The organism is Thalassospira sp. ABL2_045, assembly GCF_056161285.1.
Window position 1 is genome coordinate 281,385 of record NZ_JBSWYV010000001.1, and the last position, 21,120, is coordinate 302,504.

Annotated in this window: 25 protein-coding genes; 15 read left to right on the forward strand and 10 right to left on the reverse strand. The window is 55.5% G+C overall.

Annotated features, from left to right (window positions below):
- Positions 1 to 204: 204 nt before the first annotated feature.
- From ACXAIA_RS01315 to ACXAIA_RS01330, 4 genes are all read left to right on the forward strand, one after another.
- On the forward strand, positions 205 to 687 hold the full coding sequence (locus ACXAIA_RS01315) for a GNAT family N-acetyltransferase (RefSeq protein WP_475347749.1): 483 nt from the start codon (positions 205 to 207) through the stop codon (positions 685 to 687).
- 115 nt (positions 688 to 802) lie between these two features.
- Positions 803 to 1,096, forward strand: a complete 294-nt coding sequence (locus tag ACXAIA_RS01320) for a phosphoribosylpyrophosphate synthetase (protein WP_475343082.1) — start codon at positions 803 to 805, stop codon at positions 1,094 to 1,096.
- A gap of 70 nt (positions 1,097 to 1,166) precedes the next feature.
- A complete protein-coding gene (locus tag ACXAIA_RS01325; protein WP_475347750.1) occupies positions 1,167 to 1,463 on the forward strand; it encodes a phosphoribosylpyrophosphate synthetase in 297 nt (98 codons plus the stop codon).
- Positions 1,464 to 1,596: 133 nt separating this feature from the next.
- Positions 1,597 to 2,184 (forward strand): class I SAM-dependent methyltransferase, encoded by a 588-nt coding sequence (locus ACXAIA_RS01330; protein ID WP_475347751.1) that lies wholly within the window; start codon positions 1,597 to 1,599, stop codon positions 2,182 to 2,184.
- Positions 2,185 to 2,216: 32 nt separating this feature from the next.
- On the opposite strand, the gene ACXAIA_RS01335 is transcribed toward ACXAIA_RS01330, so the two are convergent.
- A complete protein-coding gene (locus ACXAIA_RS01335) occupies positions 2,217 to 2,786 on the reverse strand; it encodes an AraC family transcriptional regulator (RefSeq protein ID WP_475347752.1) in 570 nt (189 codons plus the stop codon).
- Between the two features lie 33 nt (positions 2,787 to 2,819).
- Positions 2,820 to 3,410, reverse strand: a complete 591-nt coding sequence (locus tag ACXAIA_RS01340; RefSeq protein WP_475347753.1) for a TetR/AcrR family transcriptional regulator — start codon at positions 3,408 to 3,410, stop codon at positions 2,820 to 2,822.
- Positions 3,411 to 3,490: 80 nt separating this feature from the next.
- Here ACXAIA_RS01340 and ACXAIA_RS01345 point away from each other — a divergent pair, with 80 nt between their 5' ends.
- The gene (locus tag ACXAIA_RS01345; protein ID WP_475347754.1) at positions 3,491 to 3,901 is read left to right on the forward strand and encodes a DUF4345 domain-containing protein; all 411 of its coding nucleotides are present in this window, start codon (positions 3,491 to 3,493) and stop codon (positions 3,899 to 3,901) included.
- Between the two features lie 56 nt (positions 3,902 to 3,957).
- Here the strand turns inward: ACXAIA_RS01345 and ACXAIA_RS01350 are convergent, their stop codons facing one another.
- From ACXAIA_RS01350 to ACXAIA_RS01370, 5 genes are all read right to left on the reverse strand, one after another.
- Positions 3,958 to 4,647 (reverse strand): AbiU2 domain-containing protein, encoded by a 690-nt coding sequence (locus tag ACXAIA_RS01350; protein ID WP_475347755.1) that lies wholly within the window; start codon positions 4,645 to 4,647, stop codon positions 3,958 to 3,960.
- 30 nt (positions 4,648 to 4,677) lie between these two features.
- On the reverse strand, positions 4,678 to 6,189 hold the full coding sequence (locus ACXAIA_RS01355; RefSeq protein WP_475347756.1) for a YifB family Mg chelatase-like AAA ATPase: 1,512 nt from the start codon (positions 6,187 to 6,189) through the stop codon (positions 4,678 to 4,680).
- A gap of 105 nt (positions 6,190 to 6,294) precedes the next feature.
- Positions 6,295 to 6,774 (reverse strand): GNAT family N-acetyltransferase, encoded by a 480-nt coding sequence (locus tag ACXAIA_RS01360; protein ID WP_475347757.1) that lies wholly within the window; start codon positions 6,772 to 6,774, stop codon positions 6,295 to 6,297.
- A 119-nt stretch (positions 6,775 to 6,893) separates the two neighbouring features.
- Positions 6,894 to 7,124 (reverse strand): hypothetical protein, encoded by a 231-nt coding sequence (locus tag ACXAIA_RS01365; RefSeq protein WP_475347758.1) that lies wholly within the window; start codon positions 7,122 to 7,124, stop codon positions 6,894 to 6,896.
- A 94-nt stretch (positions 7,125 to 7,218) separates the two neighbouring features.
- On the reverse strand, positions 7,219 to 7,818 hold the full coding sequence (locus tag ACXAIA_RS01370; protein ID WP_475347759.1) for a TetR/AcrR family transcriptional regulator: 600 nt from the start codon (positions 7,816 to 7,818) through the stop codon (positions 7,219 to 7,221).
- A 116-nt stretch (positions 7,819 to 7,934) separates the two neighbouring features.
- Between ACXAIA_RS01370 and ACXAIA_RS01375 the strand changes: the two genes are divergently transcribed.
- Positions 7,935 to 8,501 (forward strand): carboxymuconolactone decarboxylase family protein, encoded by a 567-nt coding sequence (locus tag ACXAIA_RS01375; protein ID WP_475347760.1) that lies wholly within the window; start codon positions 7,935 to 7,937, stop codon positions 8,499 to 8,501.
- A 148-nt stretch (positions 8,502 to 8,649) separates the two neighbouring features.
- Here the strand turns inward: ACXAIA_RS01375 and ACXAIA_RS01380 are convergent, their stop codons facing one another.
- Positions 8,650 to 9,306, reverse strand: a complete 657-nt coding sequence (locus tag ACXAIA_RS01380) for a glutathione S-transferase N-terminal domain-containing protein (protein WP_475347761.1) — start codon at positions 9,304 to 9,306, stop codon at positions 8,650 to 8,652.
- A 24-nt stretch (positions 9,307 to 9,330) separates the two neighbouring features.
- On the reverse strand, positions 9,331 to 10,788 hold the full coding sequence (locus ACXAIA_RS01385) for an alkaline phosphatase D family protein (RefSeq protein WP_475347762.1): 1,458 nt from the start codon (positions 10,786 to 10,788) through the stop codon (positions 9,331 to 9,333).
- A gap of 221 nt (positions 10,789 to 11,009) precedes the next feature.
- Here ACXAIA_RS01385 and ACXAIA_RS01390 point away from each other — a divergent pair, with 221 nt between their 5' ends.
- Complete coding sequence (locus ACXAIA_RS01390; protein ID WP_475347763.1) at positions 11,010 to 11,303, forward strand: cupin domain-containing protein; 294 nt, start codon at positions 11,010 to 11,012, stop codon at positions 11,301 to 11,303.
- Between the two features lie 83 nt (positions 11,304 to 11,386).
- Here the strand turns inward: ACXAIA_RS01390 and gshB are convergent, their stop codons facing one another.
- The gene (gshB, locus tag ACXAIA_RS01395; RefSeq protein ID WP_475347764.1) at positions 11,387 to 12,331 is read right to left on the reverse strand and encodes a glutathione synthase; all 945 of its coding nucleotides are present in this window, start codon (positions 12,329 to 12,331) and stop codon (positions 11,387 to 11,389) included.
- A gap of 234 nt (positions 12,332 to 12,565) precedes the next feature.
- Between gshB and ACXAIA_RS01400 the strand changes: the two genes are divergently transcribed.
- The 8 genes from ACXAIA_RS01400 (at position 12,566) to ACXAIA_RS01435 (ending at position 21,036) form a co-directional block, all read left to right on the forward strand.
- The gene (locus ACXAIA_RS01400) at positions 12,566 to 13,264 is read left to right on the forward strand and encodes a LolA family protein (protein WP_475347765.1); all 699 of its coding nucleotides are present in this window, start codon (positions 12,566 to 12,568) and stop codon (positions 13,262 to 13,264) included.
- 514 nt (positions 13,265 to 13,778) lie between these two features.
- Positions 13,779 to 14,456 carry an EI24 domain-containing protein gene (locus ACXAIA_RS01405; protein ID WP_475347766.1) on the forward strand — a complete coding sequence of 226 codons (678 nt, stop codon included), beginning with the start codon at positions 13,779 to 13,781 and terminating at the stop codon, positions 14,454 to 14,456.
- Positions 14,457 to 14,739: 283 nt separating this feature from the next.
- Positions 14,740 to 15,237 carry a bactofilin family protein gene (locus ACXAIA_RS01410; protein ID WP_475347767.1) on the forward strand — a complete coding sequence of 166 codons (498 nt, stop codon included), beginning with the start codon at positions 14,740 to 14,742 and terminating at the stop codon, positions 15,235 to 15,237.
- A 12-nt stretch (positions 15,238 to 15,249) separates the two neighbouring features.
- Positions 15,250 to 15,762 carry a hypothetical protein gene (locus ACXAIA_RS01415; protein WP_475347768.1) on the forward strand — a complete coding sequence of 171 codons (513 nt, stop codon included), beginning with the start codon at positions 15,250 to 15,252 and terminating at the stop codon, positions 15,760 to 15,762.
- A 225-nt stretch (positions 15,763 to 15,987) separates the two neighbouring features.
- Positions 15,988 to 16,551 carry an invasion associated locus B family protein gene (locus ACXAIA_RS01420; protein WP_475343066.1) on the forward strand — a complete coding sequence of 188 codons (564 nt, stop codon included), beginning with the start codon at positions 15,988 to 15,990 and terminating at the stop codon, positions 16,549 to 16,551.
- 232 nt (positions 16,552 to 16,783) lie between these two features.
- Complete coding sequence (gene rlmN / locus ACXAIA_RS01425; RefSeq protein ID WP_475347769.1) at positions 16,784 to 18,040, forward strand: dual-specificity RNA methyltransferase RlmN; 1,257 nt, start codon at positions 16,784 to 16,786, stop codon at positions 18,038 to 18,040.
- A 192-nt stretch (positions 18,041 to 18,232) separates the two neighbouring features.
- Positions 18,233 to 19,087, forward strand: coding sequence for a phosphate/phosphite/phosphonate ABC transporter substrate-binding protein (locus ACXAIA_RS01430; RefSeq protein WP_475347770.1), 855 nt, complete (start codon positions 18,233 to 18,235; stop codon positions 19,085 to 19,087).
- Entirely contained in the window at positions 19,072 to 21,036 is a 1,965-nt protein-coding gene (locus tag ACXAIA_RS01435) for a sensor histidine kinase (RefSeq protein WP_475347771.1), read from the forward strand. The genes ACXAIA_RS01430 and ACXAIA_RS01435 overlap by 16 nt, the downstream gene beginning before the upstream one ends.
- Positions 21,037 to 21,120 lie beyond the last annotated feature (84 nt).

Here is a 21,120-nt window from a genome sequence, read left to right on the forward strand (position 1 = left end):
CGGCATCATCCCCCCATCCCCGTGCCGGTTTCTTCTGATGGTTCCTGCAGTACACGCAATGATGTCGCCTCGCATATCAGCAGGCGGCATCATTGCCGTTTGGCGGGCACCCCATGCGCCAAAAGTGAACAATCCCAGACCTTTGGCTGATTGTGCGAACGCCCGACTTTGCCCATGATGTCCCGCCATCAGGAAAGGGATATCATGACACAATCATCAGACGTCACGTTTCGCTATGCCACCCGCGATGACCTGCCCGCCATCGTCGCCCTTCTGGCCGATGACGAAAAAGGCAAAACCCGCGAGGAATTTACCGATCCGCTGCCAGCGGCCTATTTCGACGCGTTTGACGCCATGGAATCCCAATCCACCGACGCGCTGCCCAACAAATACCTGCTGGCCCTTCAGGAAGCCGATATTGTCGGGTGTTTGCAGCTGACCCTGATTGCCGGATTGTCCCGGCGCGGCCAGCTGCGCGCCCAGATCGAAGGGGTCCGGGTCGCCAGCACCGCACGCGGTCAGAAGATCGGCGAGAAGCTTATTGCCGAGTCTGTTTCGATTTCGAAATCACTGGGGGTGGTGCTGGTGCAGTTCACCACCGATAAAACCCGCAAGGATGCCCATCGCTTCTATGAACGGCTTGGCTTTGTCGCCAGCCACGAAGGCATGAAGATGCAGATTTCCTGAGGATTTTGGCGACTTTCGCTGCCCATTCTTGCTGTTTTGCGCTTGCGCAATCACAACGATGCCAAACTCTGATAGGATGTATCTTGAAGCACACAGCACAAGATCGGAGGCCCCCATGAACTTGATCGAACTGCAGGATCTCGCCCGCGAGCGCGGCTTTTCCCATGTTTTCAGCGCATCGGACAATCACGTCATCTGCGATGGCCGCGAAACGCGCTATCACGCCGATGATCTGAGCATCATTGATTGCCGATCAGTCGATACCGGCACCGATCCCGGCGATGACGCCACGCTTTATATGATCGAGGCCAAGGATGGCACGCGCGGCATGCTTATTGTCCCTGACAGCTTCCATACCGACCCGGACAAGGCCGAACTGGTCGATCATTTGCGGCGCAAGCAGGGCTGATCTCGGAACAACAAGCAGGTCTTTGCGTTTTACCCCTAGTCAGACATTTTTTTGATCAAGGAGGCCCGCAATGACCTTGGCTGATCTTCAGGCAAACGCAAAAGACCACGGTTTTGAACATCACTTCATGGCCGAGGAAGACGGTGTGCGCAGTGACGGCACCGGCAAGCTTTATCGCCCGGACGAGCTGCGCCTTGTTCATTCCAACAGCACCGATCATGGTACCGATCCGGGTGACGAGGCAACGCTGTTCATGATCGAAGCCAATGACGGCACCAAGGGTGTCATCATCATGGCCGATGCCTTTCATGCCGACCCGCACAAGGCGGAAATCATCGATATCCTGCGCCGCAACCGTGCGGCCTGATCACGCGATATAATTGCCACCGCGCAGACCTGCGGCGTGGCAATTCGCAAAATGAACACAAACATGCACCTGTAGCGACATAAAAGGCGGGCTCACTATCCCCGCCTTCTTCGCAACCAAAACAGGCCAGTCGATGTCGGATTTGTTGCCGTTTATTCGTGCCTGGGTCACCGATCCCAGAAAAGTATCAGCCATCTCGCCCTCAAGCCCGGCACTGGCGCGGCTGATCACGTCCGAGGTCACCGCTCAACGCACCCCGGTTCTCGAACTTGGACCAGGGACAGGTGTGTTAACCAGGGCTTTGCTGGATCGCGGCGTCCCCCAGAACGACCTGACCCTGATCGAAGCCGGGCCGGATTTCTCGCGCCTTTTGGCCCAACGCTATCCCAAGGCCCGCATTCTGCAAATGGATGCCTGCCGACTGGGACGCCAAAGCCTGTTTGGCCCGGGTGAGTTGGCAAGTGCGATCAGCGGCCTGCCGCTCCTGTCGATGAAGCCGCGTCAGATCATGGGGATTTTGTCGGGCAGTTTCGAATATCTGCGCGAAGACGGGGCGTTTTACCAGTTCACCTATGGCCCGCGCTGCCCGGTCCCCGCAGCCATCCTTTCCCGCCTTGACCTGCAGGCCACCCGGATCGGCACCACGGTTCGCAATGTCCCGCCCTCATCGGTCTACAAGATCGAACGCAAAAGCCGTCCGGACATCCTCCAAACCGCCTGAGCCCCCCGCAAAACCAGTCAAAACAGCTCTGCCTATTCTGCCGCCTGCATCAGTGATTTGATATCGCGCGACGGGGGCAGGCCGAAATGGCGGCTGTATTCGCGGCTGAACTGCGACGGACTTTCATAGCCGACCTCAAAGGCCGCCGTGGAGGCATCCATGCGCTCAAGCAACATCAAACGACGTGCTTCATTCAGCCGCATGCGTTTCTGGAACTGAAGCGGGCTCATGGTGGTAATATTGCGGAAATGGTTGTGAAAGGCCGAGCTGCTCAGCCCCGCAAGATCTGCCAGATTCTCGACCTTGCACGGCTGATCATAGTTTTTCTTAAGCCAGTCAATCGCACGCGCAATCTGATAGCTATGGCTTTCCGACGACGTGATCTGGCGCAACCTGGCGCCCTGTTCGCCCATCAAAAGCCGGTAAAAGATTTCCTGTTTGATCAACGGGGCCAAAACCGGGATATCGCGCGGCGTATTGATCAGATCAAGCAACCGGTTAAACGCATCGAGCAACGGATCGGACACCGCACTGACCGCAATGCCGCGCCGGTTGACCTGGATGCGCAATTGCCCGAATTCCCGCGCTGGTGGGAAGATCAATAAGGCTCCGCCTTGCCTTCGGGCTTGCCGACCTTACGCCGCAACAAACAGCTTAACCGCCATCGCCTTGGCGTGATCAACGAACTGTTGCTGTGACCAGCCGCAGGTTTGCGTCAGCTGCTCCCACGTCTGGACCGACAGTAACGACATCAAAAGGTCGGTGGCCTCACGCGCGCTGTAATCGGCGGACAATTTTCCATCCTTTTCCAACGCTGTGATGGCGGCGTCAAACCCTTGGCGCAGGCCGCGCATGCGATCCACCCAGGCCAGTTTGGCCGCCTCGTCACTGTCCTGCATTGCCATCAGGGCACGCGCAACCCCGTGGATCTCGGGGATGTAATTGCCCCATGCCTCGACAAAGGCCACCAGCCTGTCGACACCCGACTTGGCTGTGCGGCTGGCCAGCAATCGCGCATCGACATCCTTGATCTCATCAATATGGCGGGTGGTCGCCACCAGCAGTTCAACGCGCGTCGGAAAGTGCAGATAAACCGCCTGACGGCTGATTTCTGCGGCTTTGGCGATGTCGCTCATCCGGACTTCTTTGCCGGGACGAGCTTCAAGAAGCTCCCACGCGGCGGTGAGGATGCGGGTTCTGGTTTCAGTGTTATCTCTTGACATCATGTAAAGTAACCTGTACTTGACACCATGTCAATTGACACAATGTCAAGTTGGCAATTCAAAACACCCAACCTTCGGAGGCCATGATGAATACGGTTTCGCAACGAATTGATTTGCCGTCACGGGCCTCACGGGCCCTGCTGGCGGTATCTGGCGCCATTGCCATCGCAATTGGGGCCGGACTGATGTTTGTCCCCGCGCAGTTTCAGGCATCTGCGGGGATCATCCTTGGCCCTGATATCAACCTGCTGAGCGAGGTCCGCGCGCCGGGTGGATTTCTTCTGGCAACCGGCATCATGATCCTGCTTGGCGCCTTCCGGCGTCAGATGGCGCGCCTGGGCCTCATGCTCTCAAGCCTGCTCTATCTCTCATACGCGCTCGCACGTCTCGTCGGAATCCTGATGGATGGTATGCCAAGCAGCACGATCCTCACCGCCCTTGGCATTGAAGTCGTTATCGGCGGTCTTTGCTTGGCCTTTCTCGTCAGAAGGTAAGTCTCGACTAGTTTGCTTACGAAAACCGAGGTTCGGTTCTCGTAGCGCGGTTTTAGCTAATGACCAGTTTTGGCAAGGTTTTCCAACATCGATTCAACATCTGCATGCACCCTGGTTTCTTCGCTAAAATCGTAATCTCCGATGTTCTGCAATTTTCCATTATGTAGTAAATCAAATAAAACGTTTTCGAGTTGAAAAGTAAAATTCAGGATATATTCGATTTCTGCAATATTTGTTTTTGCAAATAAATCGTTTACGTTTGATATCGTCGACCAATCCTTATGTGCCATTATTTTACTTCTAATAGGTGCATATACACAGCGATACAATTCCTTATATTCTGTTGATTGGGCGAGCAAATTATCCATATCATCTGAAGTGGCTATGTATGCATTTTCAATATATTGATCTAGCCAGCTTGGGTTGGGGTCGGATGTCTGTGACAATTTTCTATTTCGCAGTGCTTTATGATCAAACATTTCTAAATTCGACTTGCATTTCTTTATTATTGTTTCAACCGTCATCGAACGATCATCACTGTCAAACAACCTACCTAAACTTATGAAGAAGGTTGTCTGCAAAGAATGGGTAATCACTCGCCAACTCAACGCGTTTTTGTTTATGGCATCACGTACATCGTTGTTCTTAGAAGCAATATTATCGATATGCTTCCAAACAAAGAACGACCAAGAAACATTGGTAACGTCTTTTCCGAATTCATCTAAGGCTTCCACTAGTTCGTCCAAGACTGCTCCTTTTTTCGCAAAAATGCTTATTCAGCGTCGATAGACCATCTGACGGTAATTCAGCGCCTCGGCGATATGGCCGCGCTTGACCGCGCCACTGCCCGACAGATCAGCAATCGTGCGCGCCACCCGCAGAATCCGGTGATACCCACGGGCTGAGAGCTTCATCTGATGCGCCGCATCCTGCAGCAAGCCGCGACTATCCGCATCAAGTCCGGCGGCATTTTGCAGGATTTCGCCATCGGCCTCAGCATTGGTTGATATTTTTTCGTTTTTATATCGCAACATTTGGAGTTCACGGGCCAAAAACACCCGTTCGCGCACCGTCTGGCTGGTTTCACCTTTGGCTGGCATATCAAGGTCTTCGGGTTTGACCGCCGGAACCTCGATCTGGATATCAAACCGGTCCAGCAGCGGCCCGGAAAGCCGCGCCTGATATTCCTCGCCACAACGTGGCGCGCGGGTGCAGGCCAGTTCGTTATCCCCCAGATAACCACAGCGACACGGGTTCATCGCCGCGACCAGCTGCACGCGTGCGGGGTAAGTCACATGCGCATTGGCGCGCGCGACCGACACCTGTCCGGTTTCAAGTGGCTGGCGCAGCGCATCAAGCACATTGCGCTGAAATTCTGGCAATTCATCCAAAAACAGCACCCCGTTATGGGCCAATGAAATCTCGCCCGGCTTCACCCGGTGACCCCCGCCGACAAGGGCTGGCATGGATGCGGAGTGATGCGGCTGGCGAAACGGGCGGGTACGGATCAGGCCGCCTTCCGGCAACATTCCGGAAACGGAATGTATCACGGTGGTTTCAAGTGCTTGTCTGGCATCAAGGTCGGGCAAAATGCCCGGCAAGCGTGCAGCCAGCATGGATTTTCCTGATCCCGGCGGCCCTGACATCAAAAGGTTATGGCCACCGGCTGCCGCGATCTCAAGCGCGCGTTTGGCACTTTCCTGACCCTTGATATCGCGCAGATCACCATGAAAATCATGGATCGCATCGCTGTCGCGGCGAACCGGACGCGGCAGGATTTGCGTGCCCTTGAAATGATTGATCAGCCGAACAAGGCTGGGGGCGGCCAGAATTTCAAGATCCCCGGCCCAAAGGGCCTCGGCCCCGTTGGCCTCGGGGCAAATCACCCCGCATTCCTGCATGCCGGCTTCCATGGCGGCGGGCAAAACCCCGCCCACCCTAGTGATGCTGCCATCAAGCCCCAATTCGCCCAGCACAAGAAACCGCTCGATATCGTCATGGCCGATGACATCCATTTCGGCAAGGATGCCCAGCGCAATCGGCAGATCGAAATGCGATCCTTCCTTCAACAAATCAGCCGGGGCGAGATTGATCGTTATCCTTTTGGGCGGCAGCGCCAGGCCCATCGCCGAAAGCGCAGAACGCACCCGTTCGCGCGCCTCGGACACCGCCTTGTCGGGAAGGCCGACCACGCTAAAGGTCGGCAGACCACTTGCCATCTGCACCTGGACATCAACGGCAATCGTCTCAATCCCGGCAAAGGCAACCGTCATCACCCGCGCTGTCATAGGCCCCCGCATACAAAACCAATGGTTGTTTATCTTGGCGGTTTAATCGGGATTGCGCAACGCATGGTTTAATTTCAGGGAATTAGACAGGGAAATTTCGCGCCTTCACGACGTTGGAAGCCGAAAACGCATAAACATTTCGTTTTCATAATAAATGGATTTCTCAAACACCGCACCGATGCGTTTGAGGGCTGCCAGCTTGGTGCGGGTCGGCGGCAGAAGGAAGGTGACCGACGGTATGCGGGGATCAGATCGGGCGAATTCCAACGCCTTTTTGGTAATTGCCATGCCAAACCCGAACCATTCGGGACGCAGCACCAGGCCATAATCCCAATCCTCACCTTCTTTCTGAAAGCCGCCCCAGCCGACATAGTCCCGGTTATGGAAAATTGCCCAGTGGCCGAGGCCATCCCGCTTCCAGCAGGCCTGTTTGGCCGCCACGAACCGGGCGACGTCATCCTGACCCCACGGACCGTCAAGCAACGGCATATGCGCCGCCATGCGCGGATCGGACATATGGTTAATCAGGGCTGCGGGCGCGACATCAGTGAGGTGTCCAAACGAAATCGTATCGGATTGTGTCATCGGGGCAAGACCAGTTGGGCATAAAAAAAGGCGCAAGAACCATCGGTTCATAGCGCCCTTGATCAGTGGCCGTGTCAATTCACCTGACCGGCAAGCCCCATCACATTTGCGATAGGCCGTTATTGCGAAGCGTCAGACTCGCGCGGCGGCAGGAATTCCTTGCGGCAGGGCACGGCTTCTTCGTTCACCACGGTCCAGCCGAAATTGCGGAACTTGCCGAAGCTGGCCTTTTTCATGGTGATGCCGCTGGCCGCGTGTTTGCGGACTTCCTTGGGGTCTTCACCCTCAATCCGTTCAGCGCGGACCCAGGCGCGTTCGCGCATGGCTTTGGTAATGGTCGGTTCACTCATCGGCTTTCGCAGTTCCGTTGGCAATTAGCGCGTTAAAAGGCGGCGATAGCACGTCTGGCAGCGTTTGTCGCACCCAATCAACACAGATGGGCACTCAATGCGCCACCCGCAAACGTTCCATATCCGCAATGATATCATCAATCAGGTTTTGAACATCGTCCGCCGGAAGGCCGCTTTCGATCATGCCGCGCAGGCCGGTGATGCTGGTTTGCAGTTTGAGTGCTGCGCGATGCGGATCGATATCTGGGGCGATTTCGCCTTTTACCCGGGCTTGTTCAAAGGCGCCGGCAAACAGTTTGGCCATACCCGCCAGTTTCTGTGCGGCCAGGTCTTTCAAATCAGACTCGTCATTGGCCAACTCAAGGGCCGTCTTGAACACCATGCAGGCATTGGACGGCATCTTGTTCATGCCACCTTGCGTGATGCTGCGCACATAGCCGATCAGCCCCGAAAGCGGGGAGCCCGATTGCGCCATGAAGCTTTGAAATTCGCCTTCGACCCCGCGCGCATAATAGTTCAGCGCTTCGGAAAACAGCTCTTTCTTGCTGCCAAAGGCGGCATAGATGCTGCCGGGCTTAAGTGCGAGGGCCGCTTCGATATCCTTGAGCGAGGTCGCATGAAACCCCTTGCGCCAGAACAGGTTACGCGCATTGGCCAGGGCATCTTCACGATCAAATGAGCTTGGTCTCGCCACGATATTTCCTTGTTTATTGAGCAGTCACTCAAAAATAACTTGCCAATGTCAAATCGTCAAGGTAGCGTCGGTCCATCGTTATTGAGCAATCACTCAACAATTCTGGAGATACCGCCATGTCCGACTTCAAAATTTACGACAAAGATTCCGCTCCGGCCGAGTCCAAACCGCTTTTGCAGAACTCGCTCGATGCCTTTGGCATGATCCCGGGCCTGCACGGCGTCATGGCCGAAGCCCCGGCTGTGCTTGAAGGCTATCAGGTGCTGCATGACCTGTTTCAGAAGACCAGCTTTGATGCCAATGAACTGACCGTTGTCTGGATGACCATCAATGTGGAGCACGGCTGCCATTACTGCGTTCCGGCCCACACCGCCATCGCCCATATGATGAAAGTCGATGCCGACACCATCAATGCGCTGCGCGATGAAACCCCGCTTGCCAACGCAAAGCTCGAAGCACTCCGCACCTTTACGCTTGCCATGACCCGTAGTCGCGGCAATGTCACGGCCGATCAGCTTGATGCGTTCTATGCGGCCGGATACAGCCAGCAGCAGGTCCTTGAGATCATTCTCGGTCTGGCTCAGAAAGTGATGTCGAACTACGTCAACCACGTTGCCGAAACGCCGGTCGATGAACCGTTCCAGCGTTTTGCCTGGGAAAAATCCGGCGAAAAAGCCGCCTGATTACAGCCCACCTCAACCCGTTATCAACGCAAGTCTTTGGCGTGGACAGATTTTCCCCATCCCCCTGCGTCATATCCATGCGTTGTCCTGCACCGCCCGTTGTCCCCGGGCGGTGCTTTTTTATCTGACGCGCGCGTCGCCGATCAGATCAATCATCATCATGGGGCAGGTGGAAGGTGGTCTCAGTAAAGGATTCGCGTTCGGACATGATCGCCATCCAGTCGCGCACGCGCACCGGGATATCAAACCGCCGGTCCGGCCAACGGAAATCAATGTAATAAAGCGCAACCAGAACCGACCAGGTGCCAAGATGCGGTTCCTCGGTGCGCAAGCTTGGCAAACCATCCAGGATTGCCGCAATGCCCGAGGTAATGGCTTGCGCCTGCCGTTCCATTACGATTTCCGAACGATCACTGGCGCCCCGGTTTGAATCGGCATAAAGACGGCCGGTCGCCACCATCATGCCATCGGCCAATCCCTGCCATTTAAGGGCGCTCAGGCGCCCCGGGCCGCTTTCGGGAATCACACCCTCGGAAATGCCTTTGGATTTGGCAAGCTGATCAAGATAGTCACAGATCACAGCCGACTCAAAAACCGCCATCCCGTCTTCAAGGATCAGGGTCGGAACCTTTGACAGCGGGTTATGGGCGCGCAGCGCTTCATCCGTCCACGGATCAATCAGAATCTCGTTGATCTGTTTTTCCAGACCCAGTTCACGCAAAATCACGCGCACCTTGCGCGAAAAGGGTGAAGTTGGCGCGTAATAAAGCTGCATCATGATCCAAAGCCCCTTGCCATCAGCCACGATCCCGTTGGTCCCTCAAGGCCGTCAAACCCGTAAATCCGGTGTCCAGCCGATGCCTTCGAGATGCCATTTGGCATGCCAGTTGGTGTCGCTGCGTGACAGTGTAAGGTAATTTCGCGCCGCACAATAGGTACCTTTGCGTTCGGGCAGCGGTTTTAACTTTGTCGGCCGATCGGGAAGCGGGTTGTCCCCGATCCACGCCAGAAGCCCCAACGCCCGCGCAAAAGCAGGCGGCGGTGCCGTGTGCGAGATGCCCGATGCCACCAGCTGATGGATGGTTTTGCCCCGCGTTTCAAAGGTGCCCCGCGTTGCCACGTGAATTTCGCCCGACAGCAGGGTGATCTCATGGTCATGCTCGTTGGCGATCTCTTCGATCAGCTCAAGGAAGCGGCACCATTCCCGTCGGTGCCAGCGGCTTTGCCACTGATCGCGCAGGTCATCTTCGTATTTCTGCGCCTTGGGCCAAAGATGCATCATCATCTCGACCAATGACAATCGCGGTCCGATCACCGGCACACTCGACATCAGCAAAATCCGGTTGCCACCCGGCACGGTTTCAAGTGCCTTTGGCAAATCACGCCAGCCATTTTCGCCCATCACCGCATTTGGTGTGCGCTCAGACCTGAGGTCCGGCGCAACGATGCTGACGCCGGGAAAATCAGTGCGCCAGGCAAGGCTTTTACCGGCACGATCCATCACCATGTCTGGCAACTCATCCGGCGCACAGCAAAGCTGCATCAGGCAAAACGCCTCGCGCGCACAGGCAAACATGCCCTTGGCCACTGCGGTTCCCTGAAACCACTTCTTGTGACTGCCCCAGCCATCAAAAATGTCATGGTCATCCCACATCATCAGCGACGGCACCCGCGCCAGCATATGGCGGATCTGCGGTTGACCATAAATCGCCAGATAATGATCAAGATAGAATTTCAAAACCGCATCACGCAGGGCATCGGAAAAGGCCGTCGCCATCCGCTCGCGGCGCCCGGCCTTGTCCCAGGCGATGATATCAGGATGGCATTCCCACACCCCGTCGGCATAAATCTGATCACCACCATGCAGCAAAAGCGAGAAGGGCTGGGCGGCGTGTTCGCGCCCCAAATCGGCCCACAGCGCATTGCGGTCTTCCAGCGGCCGGTCAAGATCACCGTCCTCCTGACCATTGCACGACACAAACCCGATACGCAGATCCGAACCGAGATCGGTACAAACCTCATATGTTTCGTTTCCGAAACTATAACTGGCTGTCGTGTTTGCCGGCAGGTCAAAATCAAACCGCCAATAGCACCGGCCAAACAGCTCCGTCAGCTTGACCGGGGTGACAATATCGCTGCCATTGGCCTTGAATTCCGGGATATCCGTGCTGCTATCGGCAACAACAAGTGCTGCCAGACGCGCGGTTTTCTCATCGGCACCCCGCGCAAACAAGTACGGCCCGAAAAGGTCTTGATCGGTGATTGTCTCTGCCTCTGTCTTGGTCATGCGCGTCTGATACCTGTCAATTTTGTCCTTAAATCATACGTTTGAACGCGGTTTTGGTTCCCTTGGACCCGAACCTTGATCACCGAGTGTACGATCCGTCCTACGATTAAAATCAATTGGGCCGGGAATTTCGAACAAAAAGACCGGCGATTGATTAAATGCTGCAATGCGTTAGTCTTTTTTACTCTCGCATTTCAAACGCCACCAAAAGGAAAAGCCCCATGACAACAGAGCGCTCCAAAGCCATTCCCACTGTTCAGGTCGATGATGACACCTTCCGGGTCACCGAATGGCATTTCCCCCCGGGATCGGAAACCGGCGACCACGTGCATGGCATGGATTATGTCGTCGTGCCGATGACCACGGGAACCCTGACCATCGTAAACGATGACGGCACAACCTTTCCCTCGGAAATGACGGCCGGGCAGTCCTATTCCCGCAAGACCGGGGTGGCGCATAACGTGATTAACGAAAACGATTTCCCCATCACGTTTGTTGAAATCGAAGCCAAATAAACGGCCCGACCAGATGACAAATAAAACGGGCAGGTGTTGATCACCTGCCCGTTTTCGTCTCAAAGCACTGCTAAATCAGGGACTTACCCAAGACGCTTGTCGATCGCGTCCCAGATCAGGCCTTCAAGCTTGGACCCGTCAAAGCGGTTGATTTCCTGCAGGCCGGTCGGCGAGGTGACGTTGATTTCCGTCATGTAATCGCCAATCACGTCAATCCCGACAAAGATCAGATCCCGTTTCTTGAGCTCCGGCCCGATGCGATCGCAAATCTCGCGTTCGCGCGGGGTCAGCATCGATTTCTCGGCAACCCCGCCAACATGCATGTTCGAACGTGCCTCACCCTCGGCCGGGACACGGTTGATCGCACCCACCGGTTCGCCGTCAACAAGGATGATGCGTTTGTCACCCTTGCGCACATCGGGCAAATAGGCCTGCACCATCAGCGGTTCACGCGACTGGGCGGCAAACAGTTCAAGCAGGGAATTCAGGTTCTCGTCACCCGGTTTAAGGTGGAAGACGCCCGCCCCGCCATTACCAAACAACGGCTTGACGATGATGTCCTTGTATTCCTCGCGGAAATCCTTGATGCGCGCACCCGATCGCGTGATCAGGGTCGGCGGCATCAGATCCGGGAACTCGGTGACAAAGATCTTTTCCGGCGCATTACGGACATGGCCCGGATGGTTGACCACAAAGGTCTCCGGGTGGATCGACTCAAGCAAATGGGTCGCCGTGATATAGTTCATGTCAAAGGGCGGATCCTGACGCATCAGGATGACGTCGGTTTCACGCGCCAGATCGATCACGCGCGCAGCACCCAGATCATGGTGATTGCCATGCTCGTAGCGCAGGGTCATCGGGCGGACTTCTGCCTTCACCCGGCCCCGGTCATAAAACATGTCATCGGGATGATAATGCAAAAGGTCATATCCGCGCGCCTGGGCTTCAAGGCCCATGACAAAGGTGGAGTCCCCCTTGATGTCGATACTTTCAATCGGGTCCATCTGGATGGCGACGATACGGCTCATTATAAAGCGTTCTCCTTTAGACCGTTGATCAAGCCGGCCTTTAATCCGCAAATATGGCCCAAACCGGCCAAATAAGGTCATTTGCGGGCATGGCTTGACCCGGCTGGCCTTCCCGGCCAAATGATGCGATATGTATTTCGCGTAATAGATGGCACGATTTTTATCATTCGCCATTCACCTTCTGCAATCGCGATGATTGCGATCAACGAATTGTTACGGATACCAGTAAGGCACATGACCCGTTTGACCCAGAAACAAGAGACCCGCTGGAAAACACTTGGCAAAAAAACCCGCGCCTTTGTGGCGGCCGGTGCACTTGCCACTGCCATTGGTCTGGGTGCGGTGACCAGTCTGACCCTGTTGCCAAGCCCGGCAACCGCGCAATCAAGCGATCAGATCAGCCCCGAGATGGTCAAAAAGATCGAAAACTATCTGGCCGGAATCACCACACTCACGGCCGATTTCGTTCAGATCTCATCGGATGGCGGTGCAGCCGAAGGCAAACTGTTCATGGAACGCCCGGGCAAGATGCGGTTTGAATATAACCCGCCCGCACAAATCCTGCTGGTCTCGACCGGCCATGATTTCATCTATTATGACAAGGAAATCAATGCGCCGACCTATTTCGACATTGATGAAACCCCGGCTGGCATCATTCTGGCCGAAAACATCTCGCTGACCGACAAGGTCAAGATTGTCGATTATCGCCGCACGGCTGAAACCATCCGTGTCGAGCTGGTGCGCAAAACCGATCCCGGTGCCGGCAGCGTCACCTTGGTCTTTTCCGAAAAGCCGATGCAACTGCGTCAATGGATCGTCACCGATCCGACCGGCATTGAAACCACTGTGACCTTGTTTAACGCCAAGGCCGGCATGAAGCTCGATCCCGAACTGTTCAAGTTTGAACGCATCTGGCCAAAGCAAGGCAGCTAAGCCGGAATTTTTTCGAACCCTGTCTGACAGTGCAAAACCGTCTGAAACCGGCTTTTGGATCAAGAATATTTTCTGATTCAAGTGCTTGGCAGACGCGCGATCTTATTGTGGTTTCGTAATGAAATGATCGCCGGTTTGGAATCATTATAAAGTTTTAAAATTTGTTGGTTTTTCGGGCCCAACCCCATGGCAGCAAGCCCGATCAATTCCTATATGTGAGTCTGTCACAAGGTTCCCCTAAACGACGGGAACCCCGTGTGAGGAAAAGGTCTCCCCTACCTTTCCTCACGCTCCAGATCATCGGAGCGCTGGCGTCCGGTTCTCCCCCCTGGCCGGACGCCTTTTTTTTGCCCAATGCCTAAGCTAAAACGCGCATTCTCAGCGAATCCACAAAACCAGGCCATGATTTGGCAGGGATTTCACAGGCTGTTAATTTTAATTGCCTACTAAAGTCAGGCATGATTCCCTGACGGGACTACATTCAACACACGAGACGACAGGACCGACGCCTTCTATGATCAATGACTTTCTGAAATCCGTTGCGCAGTTTTCCGACCCGCGTTTTCGCAAAGTCGTCCTGATTGGCGTTGCCGGTGCGCTGGCCACCATCATCGCCCTTTGGGTGATGATCTGGTTTGGCCTGAATTCCATCACCTTCTTTACCGATGGTGGCTGGCTTGAAACCGCTGTTGACTGGGTGCTTGGTATTGGTCTGACCCTGCTGGTCCTTTTGCTGTTTCCCGCAGCCACGGTTCTGATCTCGAGCCTTCTGCTCGATCAGATTGCCGATGCGGTCGAAGACAAGCATTACCCGACACTGCCTGATACCCGTCCGCAGCCGATCATGGATGCGCTGATCAGTGGCCTTAAATTCGCCCTGACAGCGCTTGCACTTAACATTCTGATTCTGCCGCTTCTTCTGGCCGGGCCGCTTTATGTCATCGCGTTTTACGCCATGAATGGTTATCTTTTGTCGCGTGAATATTTTGAACTGGTTGCCGCACGCCGTTATGATGCGCGCACGGTTGAAGCCATTCGCAAAAGCCGACAGAAAAAGCTCTGGATCGCAGGGGTTGGCCTGACCTTCCTGATGACCATTCCGGTGGTCAACCTGGTCGCGCCGATCATCGCCACGGCCTTTATGGTCCACTATTCTGTGCGTCTTGGAACCTATGTGCCTGAAACCGTATAACCGGTGAACACACGGTCCTGACCCGAGACCAAAACCGAAACTGCAACTTTAAGGATCTGGTCATCCCATGTTTGGAAAGAAAAAAGCCAATAAAACAGTCGACAGCAGTGCGACTTCGTCAGATACATCTCGCCCGGATGCATCAGACGCGCTTTCCGGGACCATGACCACGGCCTCTGAACCCGCAGCCGAAAAACCCGCTTCTGGCGGGACGACCGAAAAATCAGAAAATCGAAGTGAGCCGCGACTCTTCACCCAGCCGCGCACAAAGGATGAACCGCAAATGTCCAGTAAACCGCACTCCACCAACTTCCGCCCGGAAATCCCCAAGCGCCCGCTTGAAATTCCGACCCGTGGCAGCTCGGGCCGTCCGGCAGGCCAGGGCGGCAACGCCGAAGGCAAAAAGCTGACAGTTGGTCGCGACATCACGCTAAAAGGTGAAATCGGTTCCTGTGACATTCTGGTCGTCGAGGGCGTTGTCGAAGCCCAGATCCAGGAATGCTCGCGCCTCGAAGTGTCCGAAGGCGGCAGCTTCATCGGTTCGGCCCAGGTCGACGAGGCCGAAATCAGCGGCAAGTTCGAAGGCGAACTGACCGCAGGCCGCGTTGTTGTCGTAAACTCGGCTGAAATCAGCGGCAAGATCACCTATAGCGCGCTTCAGATCGAAAACGGTGCCCGCATCAAAGGCGAACTCGACTATGTCGAAGGCTCGGACACCGGCATCAACCGCTCTGGCAATAGCGGTGCGATCACCATCCCGCGCAAATCAGACGATTCCTGATTTTTGCTGCGCATGATTGATCTGACCCGAAACACACCCCGAACGGACATCACCCGTCCTTTCGGGGTGATTTTGCTTCTGGCCGCCATGGCCATGGGTCTGGTCGCGTGTGGCGGGGCATCTGTACCACCGGGTTCGACAAACACCAATTACGGGCAGCTTGACGCCCAGGGCAATGTCATCACAACCCAACCCGATACCCGCCAGAAACCGGAAAACTCCCGAACCCGCAGATCGGCGGCCATTCCGTTCAAACCCGTTCCCAACGCAACGCTCAAGGGTCTGTCCGAACAGGAAGTCGAAGCCAAGATCGGCGCGCCGGAAATGATCCGCGGCGAAGGCGATATCCGCGTATGGCAATACCGCTCGGACCTCTGTTCCTTTGATGCCTTCTTCGCCCCCGCCACCGAAGGCGCACCGCGCGAACTGCGCCACATGCTGGCCCGCATGCGTCGGGGCAATCAGCCGATCACGGTGCAGGACTGCCTTGATCAGGTGGTCAAACAGCATCTCGCCCGTGGCTAGAGTGCAAAGCGCGTCGACGTCGTGTTTTTTTCCGATCTGCAGATTAAAAACTTTCCAAAAATCCGGCTCTGATCAGCATCCGGATGCATTCCTTGGTTTAATCTTTACCTTTTGGCGGCAATCTCGGAAAACGAGCCTCATAAATTTGCCATATCCTTTGGATTTTATGCATCCAAACGCGGTCCGCCGGACCATCCCGAAACTTCAGACACGATACGCGACCTCATGAAAAAACACGCCCATCGTCTCGTCAGAAATTCGTTTGCCGCCGCTTTTGGCGCCATTGCCTGCCTGCTTGCCCTTGGTCTGCCGACCAGCGGTGCACAGGCGCAGAACTCCCCGCAGCTGATTGATGTCTACAGCAAGTGGGAAGCCTACACCTATTCCGAAGACGGCCAGAAAGTCTGCTATATGGGCAGCCAGCCGACCTCGGCCAAAGGCGACTACACCCAGCGCGGCAAAATCTATGTCATGGTCACCCACCGCCCGGCCCTGAAACTGCTCAATGAAGTCAGCTTCATCACCGGCTATACCTATAAATCGGGCAGCGAGGTGGATCTTCGAATCGATTCCAAGCGCTTCAAGCTGTTTACCCATGACGATTCTGCCTGGGCGACCAACAGCGAAGAAGACCGCAAACTGGTCAGCTCGATGAAAGCAGGATCGACCATGGTTGTGGTTGGCTATTCCTCGCGCGGGACCAAGACCACCGACACCTATTCACTGTCGGGCTTTACCGCCGCCTATAACGCGATTTCAAAGGCTTGCAACACCAAGCCGGTCAACTGATCACACGCCTGATCAAACCGTATGGTGGGGCCGCACCGGCCCGATTTGCAACCGCAACTGCACTGCTGTGATAGCAGCAATGTGAAATTTATCGTTTCTAAATCGACCCGGCCCCGCTATATGCGGGGCCAAGCATTTTTGCATCATTTCTGGTATAGTCCCGCGGACGCCAGAAAGAGACGGTCGAAAAACCGTCCGGCAAACCCACAATACTTAAAAGAGAGAGCCCGGGATGACCGACGTCCTGACCGAAAACGCACCCCAGACCGATGCCCCTGCAACGCAGGACGGGCCATCGCTGTCCGACTTCGTTTCGCGCGCCGCCAATGGGCAGGCTGCCGACGGGCGTCGTGATCTGGTGGGCATCACCCGCGAAGAGCTGACCGAAATCATGGCCGGCATGGGTGAAAGCAAATTCCGCGTCAAACAGCTCTGGAACTGGATCTATAACCGCGGTGTCACCGACATCGAGGACATGACCAACATTTCCAAAAAGCTGCGCGATCGCCTGAGCCAGGATTTCTATGTCGGTCGCCCGCTTCTGACAGCCGATCAGAAAAGCTCGGACGATACCCATAAATGGCTGATGAAATTCCATGACGGCAATGAGGCCGAGACGGTCTATATCCCTGATCGCAACGAAGATCGCGGCGCTGTCTGCATTTCATCCCAGGTTGGCTGCACGCTGACCTGCAAATTCTGCCATACCGGCACCCAGCTTCTGGTGCGCAACCTGACGCCTGGCGAAATCGTCAGCCAGTTCATGGTCGCACGTGACAGCTACGGCGAATGGCCGACCCCGGCCAATGGTATCCGCCGTCTGTCAAACATCGTCATGATGGGCATGGGCGAGCCGCTGTTTAACTATGAAAATGTTCGCGATGCGCTGCGCATTGCCATGGACGGCGAAGGTATTTCGATCTCGCGCCGCCGTGTCACGCTGTCGACCTCGGGCGTGGTGCCGGAAATCGTGCGTTGTGGGGAGGATCTTGGTGTTGGTCTAGCGATTTCGCTGCATGCACCCGATGATGATCTGCGTAACGAAATCATGCCGATCAACAAGAAATATCCGCTGAAAGAACTGATGGATGCCTGCCGGAACTATCCGGGCATGTCCAATGCGCGTCCGATCACCATGGAATATGTCATGCTCAAGGGCGTGAATGACAAACCCGAACATGCCCGCGCACTTGCCAAGCTGGTCAAAGGCGTCCACTGCAAGTTCAACCTGATCCCGTTCAACAAATGGCCGGGTTCGGATTACGAATGCACGCCGACCAACGACATCAAGAAATTCGCGCAGGTTCTGCTCGATAACGGCTACGAAGCCCCGATCCGCTGGCCGCGCGGCCGCGATATCCTGGCGGCCTGTGGTCAGCTTAAATCCGAAAGCCAGCGTCAGCGCAAATCACGCGTTGGCGGCACGGGTGACGCTGGCGGCTGTGGAAAAACCGGTACCGGTGACGACAAGGTCGTTGCCGCCCAGTAAAAACGCACCGCCTCGACAAACACACGAAACCCGCTGGAAACAGCGGGTTTTTTGTTTTTCGGCCCCAGTTTCGCCCGTCCGCTCAAGGCCAGGTTAAAAGCCTCGTTAACGACACTCCCCAAATTGGGATATTGGGCGATTTTCCCATGGCGTAATTTCGGCACCATCAAGGAACCCTGCCGGAGACCGGAAATGGCTGCTCGTAAAACCGCCCTGATGGCCTTTGCCCTGACCATCGCCACCGTCGTGCCCAGCAATGCACAGGCAAATGACCATACATCGCTCAGTTTCGGGGTCGTCCCGCAACAGTCGGCCAGCCGTCTGGCCCGCATCTGGCTGCCGATCCTTGAAAAGCTTGAACAGAAAAGCGGCCATCAGATCAAATTCGCCACCGCCAAGGACATCCCGACCTTTGAGGCCTGCCTGGCGCAGGGCGCGTATGACATCGCCTATATGAACCCGTATCACTATGTCGTTTTCAGTGATGTCAGTGGCTATCGCGCCATCGGCCGCCAACAGGATCACCGCCTGCGTGGTCTTCTGGTCACCCGCAAGGACAGTGCGATTGAAACCCTTGATGATCTCGATGGTCAGGAAGTGGCCTTTCCATCCCCGGCGGCCTTTGGCGCCAGTGTCATTCCCCGCGCCGAAATCGCCGGACGCGGTATTTCCATAAGCGAAAACTACGTCAATTCGCACGATTCGGTCTATATGGCGGTCGCCAATGGTTTGACCGTTGCCGGCGGCGGCGTCAAACGCACCTGGAACACCATCCCTGAAGCCATCCGCGATCAGCTGCGCGTGTTTTATCAAACCGAACCCTATTCCCCGCATGCCTTTGCCGTACATGCACGCCTGAGCAATGACGAGGCCGCAAGTCTTGGCGGTGCCTTGACCACGCTTGATGCCGAAACCCTCGCCCCGCTGGGCATGAAGGGGATCGAGGCGGGTGTTGATGGTGATTGGGATGATATTCGCGGGCTTGGCCTGACGAAAAAAGACACCGGTGTCGTTGTTGAGGACAGCAACCAATGTCATTCCGACTAAAAACAGTCATCGGCATCGCCCTGATTGAGATTGTCCTGCTGGCCATTCTTGTCATCAGCGGGCTTGGCTATCTGCGTTCCTCGAACGAATCCCGATTGATTGAACAGGCCCGGACGTCGTCAAAACTGTTGGCCACCATGACGACCGATGCGGTCGTCGCCCTGGATCTGGCAACCATCAGCGAGCTGGTCACCCAGGCGATTGATAATCCCGGCATAACCTATGCTCGCGTGCGCCATGCTGACGGGGATGTTCTGGCCGCAGCCGGGGATGCCTTGATTCTCAAGCGTCCCTTTGTTGCCGATGACAGCATTCCTGCTGCCGAACTCGACAATATCTATGATGTTTCATCGCCGATTGTGATCGGCAATACGGTGTTTGGCACTGTCGAACTCGGCCTGTCGACGACACAGCTTCATGAAACCATTGCCGAAGCTGGCGAATGGATGCTGGGCATTGCCGCGGCTGAAATCCTGCTGGTTGCCGCATTTGGCAGCATGCTGGGCGGTTTTCTCACCCGCCAGCTCAGCCGGCTTCAGGACGCAGCCGCACGTGTCGCGGCGGGTGATTTCGGCTATACCATGGAGCTGCGCGGACAGGATGAACTGGCCGATACCGCGCACAGCTTCAATACCATGTCGACGGCGTTGCTCGCCTATCGCAACCGGGCCGAAACTGTCCTGCGCGAAACCGATAACCGCCGCGTTCAGGCCGAAGACCGCCTATATGCCGCCCTGCAAAACATTCCCCAAGCCGTCACCATCATCAATGGCGCAGACGAAGTCATTCATATCAACCGCGCCTGTCGTGAGATGTATGAGCTTGATGCCATCCCCGAAGGCATGTCGATCCCGCTTGATCGCATGGTGTCCGAACAGGTTCATAATGTCGGTCTGATGCCGTCTGTCGATGTCTCGATCAATAGCCGCACCGTGTCTGAGGAAGACCGCATCCGCATTCAACTTGAACAGATGGCCGGGCAAGACGCACAGGCACAATGGGAATTTCAGCTGTTTGATCAGCGCATTATCCTTAATCACATGTGCCGCTTGCCCGATGGCGGGCGGGTGATTGTCTCGACCGATGTTTCGGAACTTCATCGCAAGGCCGAAGACCGCCGTCGCGAAGAATTCACCGAACTTGGCAAGCAACGCCTCGAAAGCCTGGGTACGCTTGCCGGTGGCATCGCGCACGAACTCAACACCCCGATCCAGTTTGTCGATTCCAACCTCGGCTTTATCAAGGATGCCGCCAACCGCCTGTCCGCCTACGCCAAGGATCTTGAAGACGAGCTTGTCAAAACCAAGAAACAAGCCGTCATTGCCCCGCTCAATGAACGCTATGATGTTGATTTCCTGCGCGAAGAAATGCCCGATGCGCTCGAACAGACCGAAGACGGCCTCAAGCGCATTACCGATATCGTCAAGGCGATCAAGATTTACTCCCATCCGGGGCAGGGCAACGCCCAGCTGACCGATCTCGCCGAAGTGATCCGCAATGCGGTGACGGTCACCACCAATCAGTGGCGCTATGTCGCCGAACTCAAGACCGAGATCGACGACACTATCGCCCCGCTTGTCGTCAATTCCGGCGAGTTGGGGCAGGTTCTTGTCAATCTGATCATTAATGCGGCTGACGCCATCAAGGAACGTTGCGATCAGGGCGATCCACAAGATGGCCTGATCACCATCACCGCCTGTCAGGATGAAGAATCGGTCTATATGGTCGTGACCGACAATGGCACCGGCATGCCCGAAGAGGTCCGCAAACGCATCTTCGATCCGTTCTATACCACCAAGGAAATTGGCAAGGGTACGGGGCAGGGCTTGTCGATCTCACGCGCGATCATTTGCAAGAACCATTCAGGCAATCTGGCTGTCGACAGCAAACCGGGCGAAGGTACACGCTTTGTCATCCAGTTGCCGCGTGATGCAACGGTTGCCGCATAAAAGAATTGATCAGAGAAATGATTCAGTATCGGGATGTCAGGCGCAGATATCTGAATAATTCACCAAATTAAGAACAATCAAATA

Bases quoted from the DNA above. Each gene is read 5' to 3' on its own strand.
- ACXAIA_RS01390 (WP_475347763.1), top strand. From the start codon at position 11,010: ATGACAACAGAGCGCTCCAAAGCCATTCCCACTGTTCAGGTCGATGAT.
- gshB (WP_475347764.1), bottom strand. From the start codon at position 12,331: ATGAGCCGTATCGTCGCCATCCAGATGGACCCGATTGAAAGTATCGAC.
- ACXAIA_RS01385 (WP_475347762.1), bottom strand. From the start codon at position 10,788: ATGACCAAGACAGAGGCAGAGACAATCACCGATCAAGACCTTTTCGGG.
- ACXAIA_RS01325 (WP_475347750.1), top strand. From the start codon at position 1,167: ATGACCTTGGCTGATCTTCAGGCAAACGCAAAAGACCACGGTTTTGAA.
- ACXAIA_RS01355 (WP_475347756.1), bottom strand. From the start codon at position 6,189: ATGACAGCGCGGGTGATGACGGTTGCCTTTGCCGGGATTGAGACGATT.
- ACXAIA_RS01320 (WP_475343082.1), top strand. From the start codon at position 803: ATGAACTTGATCGAACTGCAGGATCTCGCCCGCGAGCGCGGCTTTTCC.
- ACXAIA_RS01360 (WP_475347757.1), bottom strand. From the start codon at position 6,774: ATGACACAATCCGATACGATTTCGTTTGGACACCTCACTGATGTCGCG.
- rlmN (WP_475347769.1), top strand. From the start codon at position 16,784: ATGACCGACGTCCTGACCGAAAACGCACCCCAGACCGATGCCCCTGCA.
- ACXAIA_RS01430 (WP_475347770.1), top strand. From the start codon at position 18,233: ATGGCTGCTCGTAAAACCGCCCTGATGGCCTTTGCCCTGACCATCGCC.
- ACXAIA_RS01340 (WP_475347753.1), bottom strand. From the start codon at position 3,410: ATGATGTCAAGAGATAACACTGAAACCAGAACCCGCATCCTCACCGCC.
- ACXAIA_RS01345 (WP_475347754.1), top strand. From the start codon at position 3,491: ATGATGAATACGGTTTCGCAACGAATTGATTTGCCGTCACGGGCCTCA.
- ACXAIA_RS01405 (WP_475347766.1), top strand. From the start codon at position 13,779: ATGATCAATGACTTTCTGAAATCCGTTGCGCAGTTTTCCGACCCGCGT.
- ACXAIA_RS01420 (WP_475343066.1), top strand. From the start codon at position 15,988: ATGAAAAAACACGCCCATCGTCTCGTCAGAAATTCGTTTGCCGCCGCT.
- ACXAIA_RS01330 (WP_475347751.1), top strand. From the start codon at position 1,597: ATGTCGGATTTGTTGCCGTTTATTCGTGCCTGGGTCACCGATCCCAGA.
- ACXAIA_RS01315 (WP_475347749.1), top strand. From the start codon at position 205: ATGACACAATCATCAGACGTCACGTTTCGCTATGCCACCCGCGATGAC.
- ACXAIA_RS01435 (WP_475347771.1), top strand. From the start codon at position 19,072: ATGTCATTCCGACTAAAAACAGTCATCGGCATCGCCCTGATTGAGATT.
- ACXAIA_RS01400 (WP_475347765.1), top strand. From the start codon at position 12,566: ATGACCCGTTTGACCCAGAAACAAGAGACCCGCTGGAAAACACTTGGC.
- ACXAIA_RS01415 (WP_475347768.1), top strand. From the start codon at position 15,250: ATGATTGATCTGACCCGAAACACACCCCGAACGGACATCACCCGTCCT.
- ACXAIA_RS01365 (WP_475347758.1), bottom strand. From the start codon at position 7,124: ATGAGTGAACCGACCATTACCAAAGCCATGCGCGAACGCGCCTGGGTC.
- ACXAIA_RS01410 (WP_475347767.1), top strand. From the start codon at position 14,740: ATGTCCAGTAAACCGCACTCCACCAACTTCCGCCCGGAAATCCCCAAG.
- ACXAIA_RS01375 (WP_475347760.1), top strand. From the start codon at position 7,935: ATGTCCGACTTCAAAATTTACGACAAAGATTCCGCTCCGGCCGAGTCC.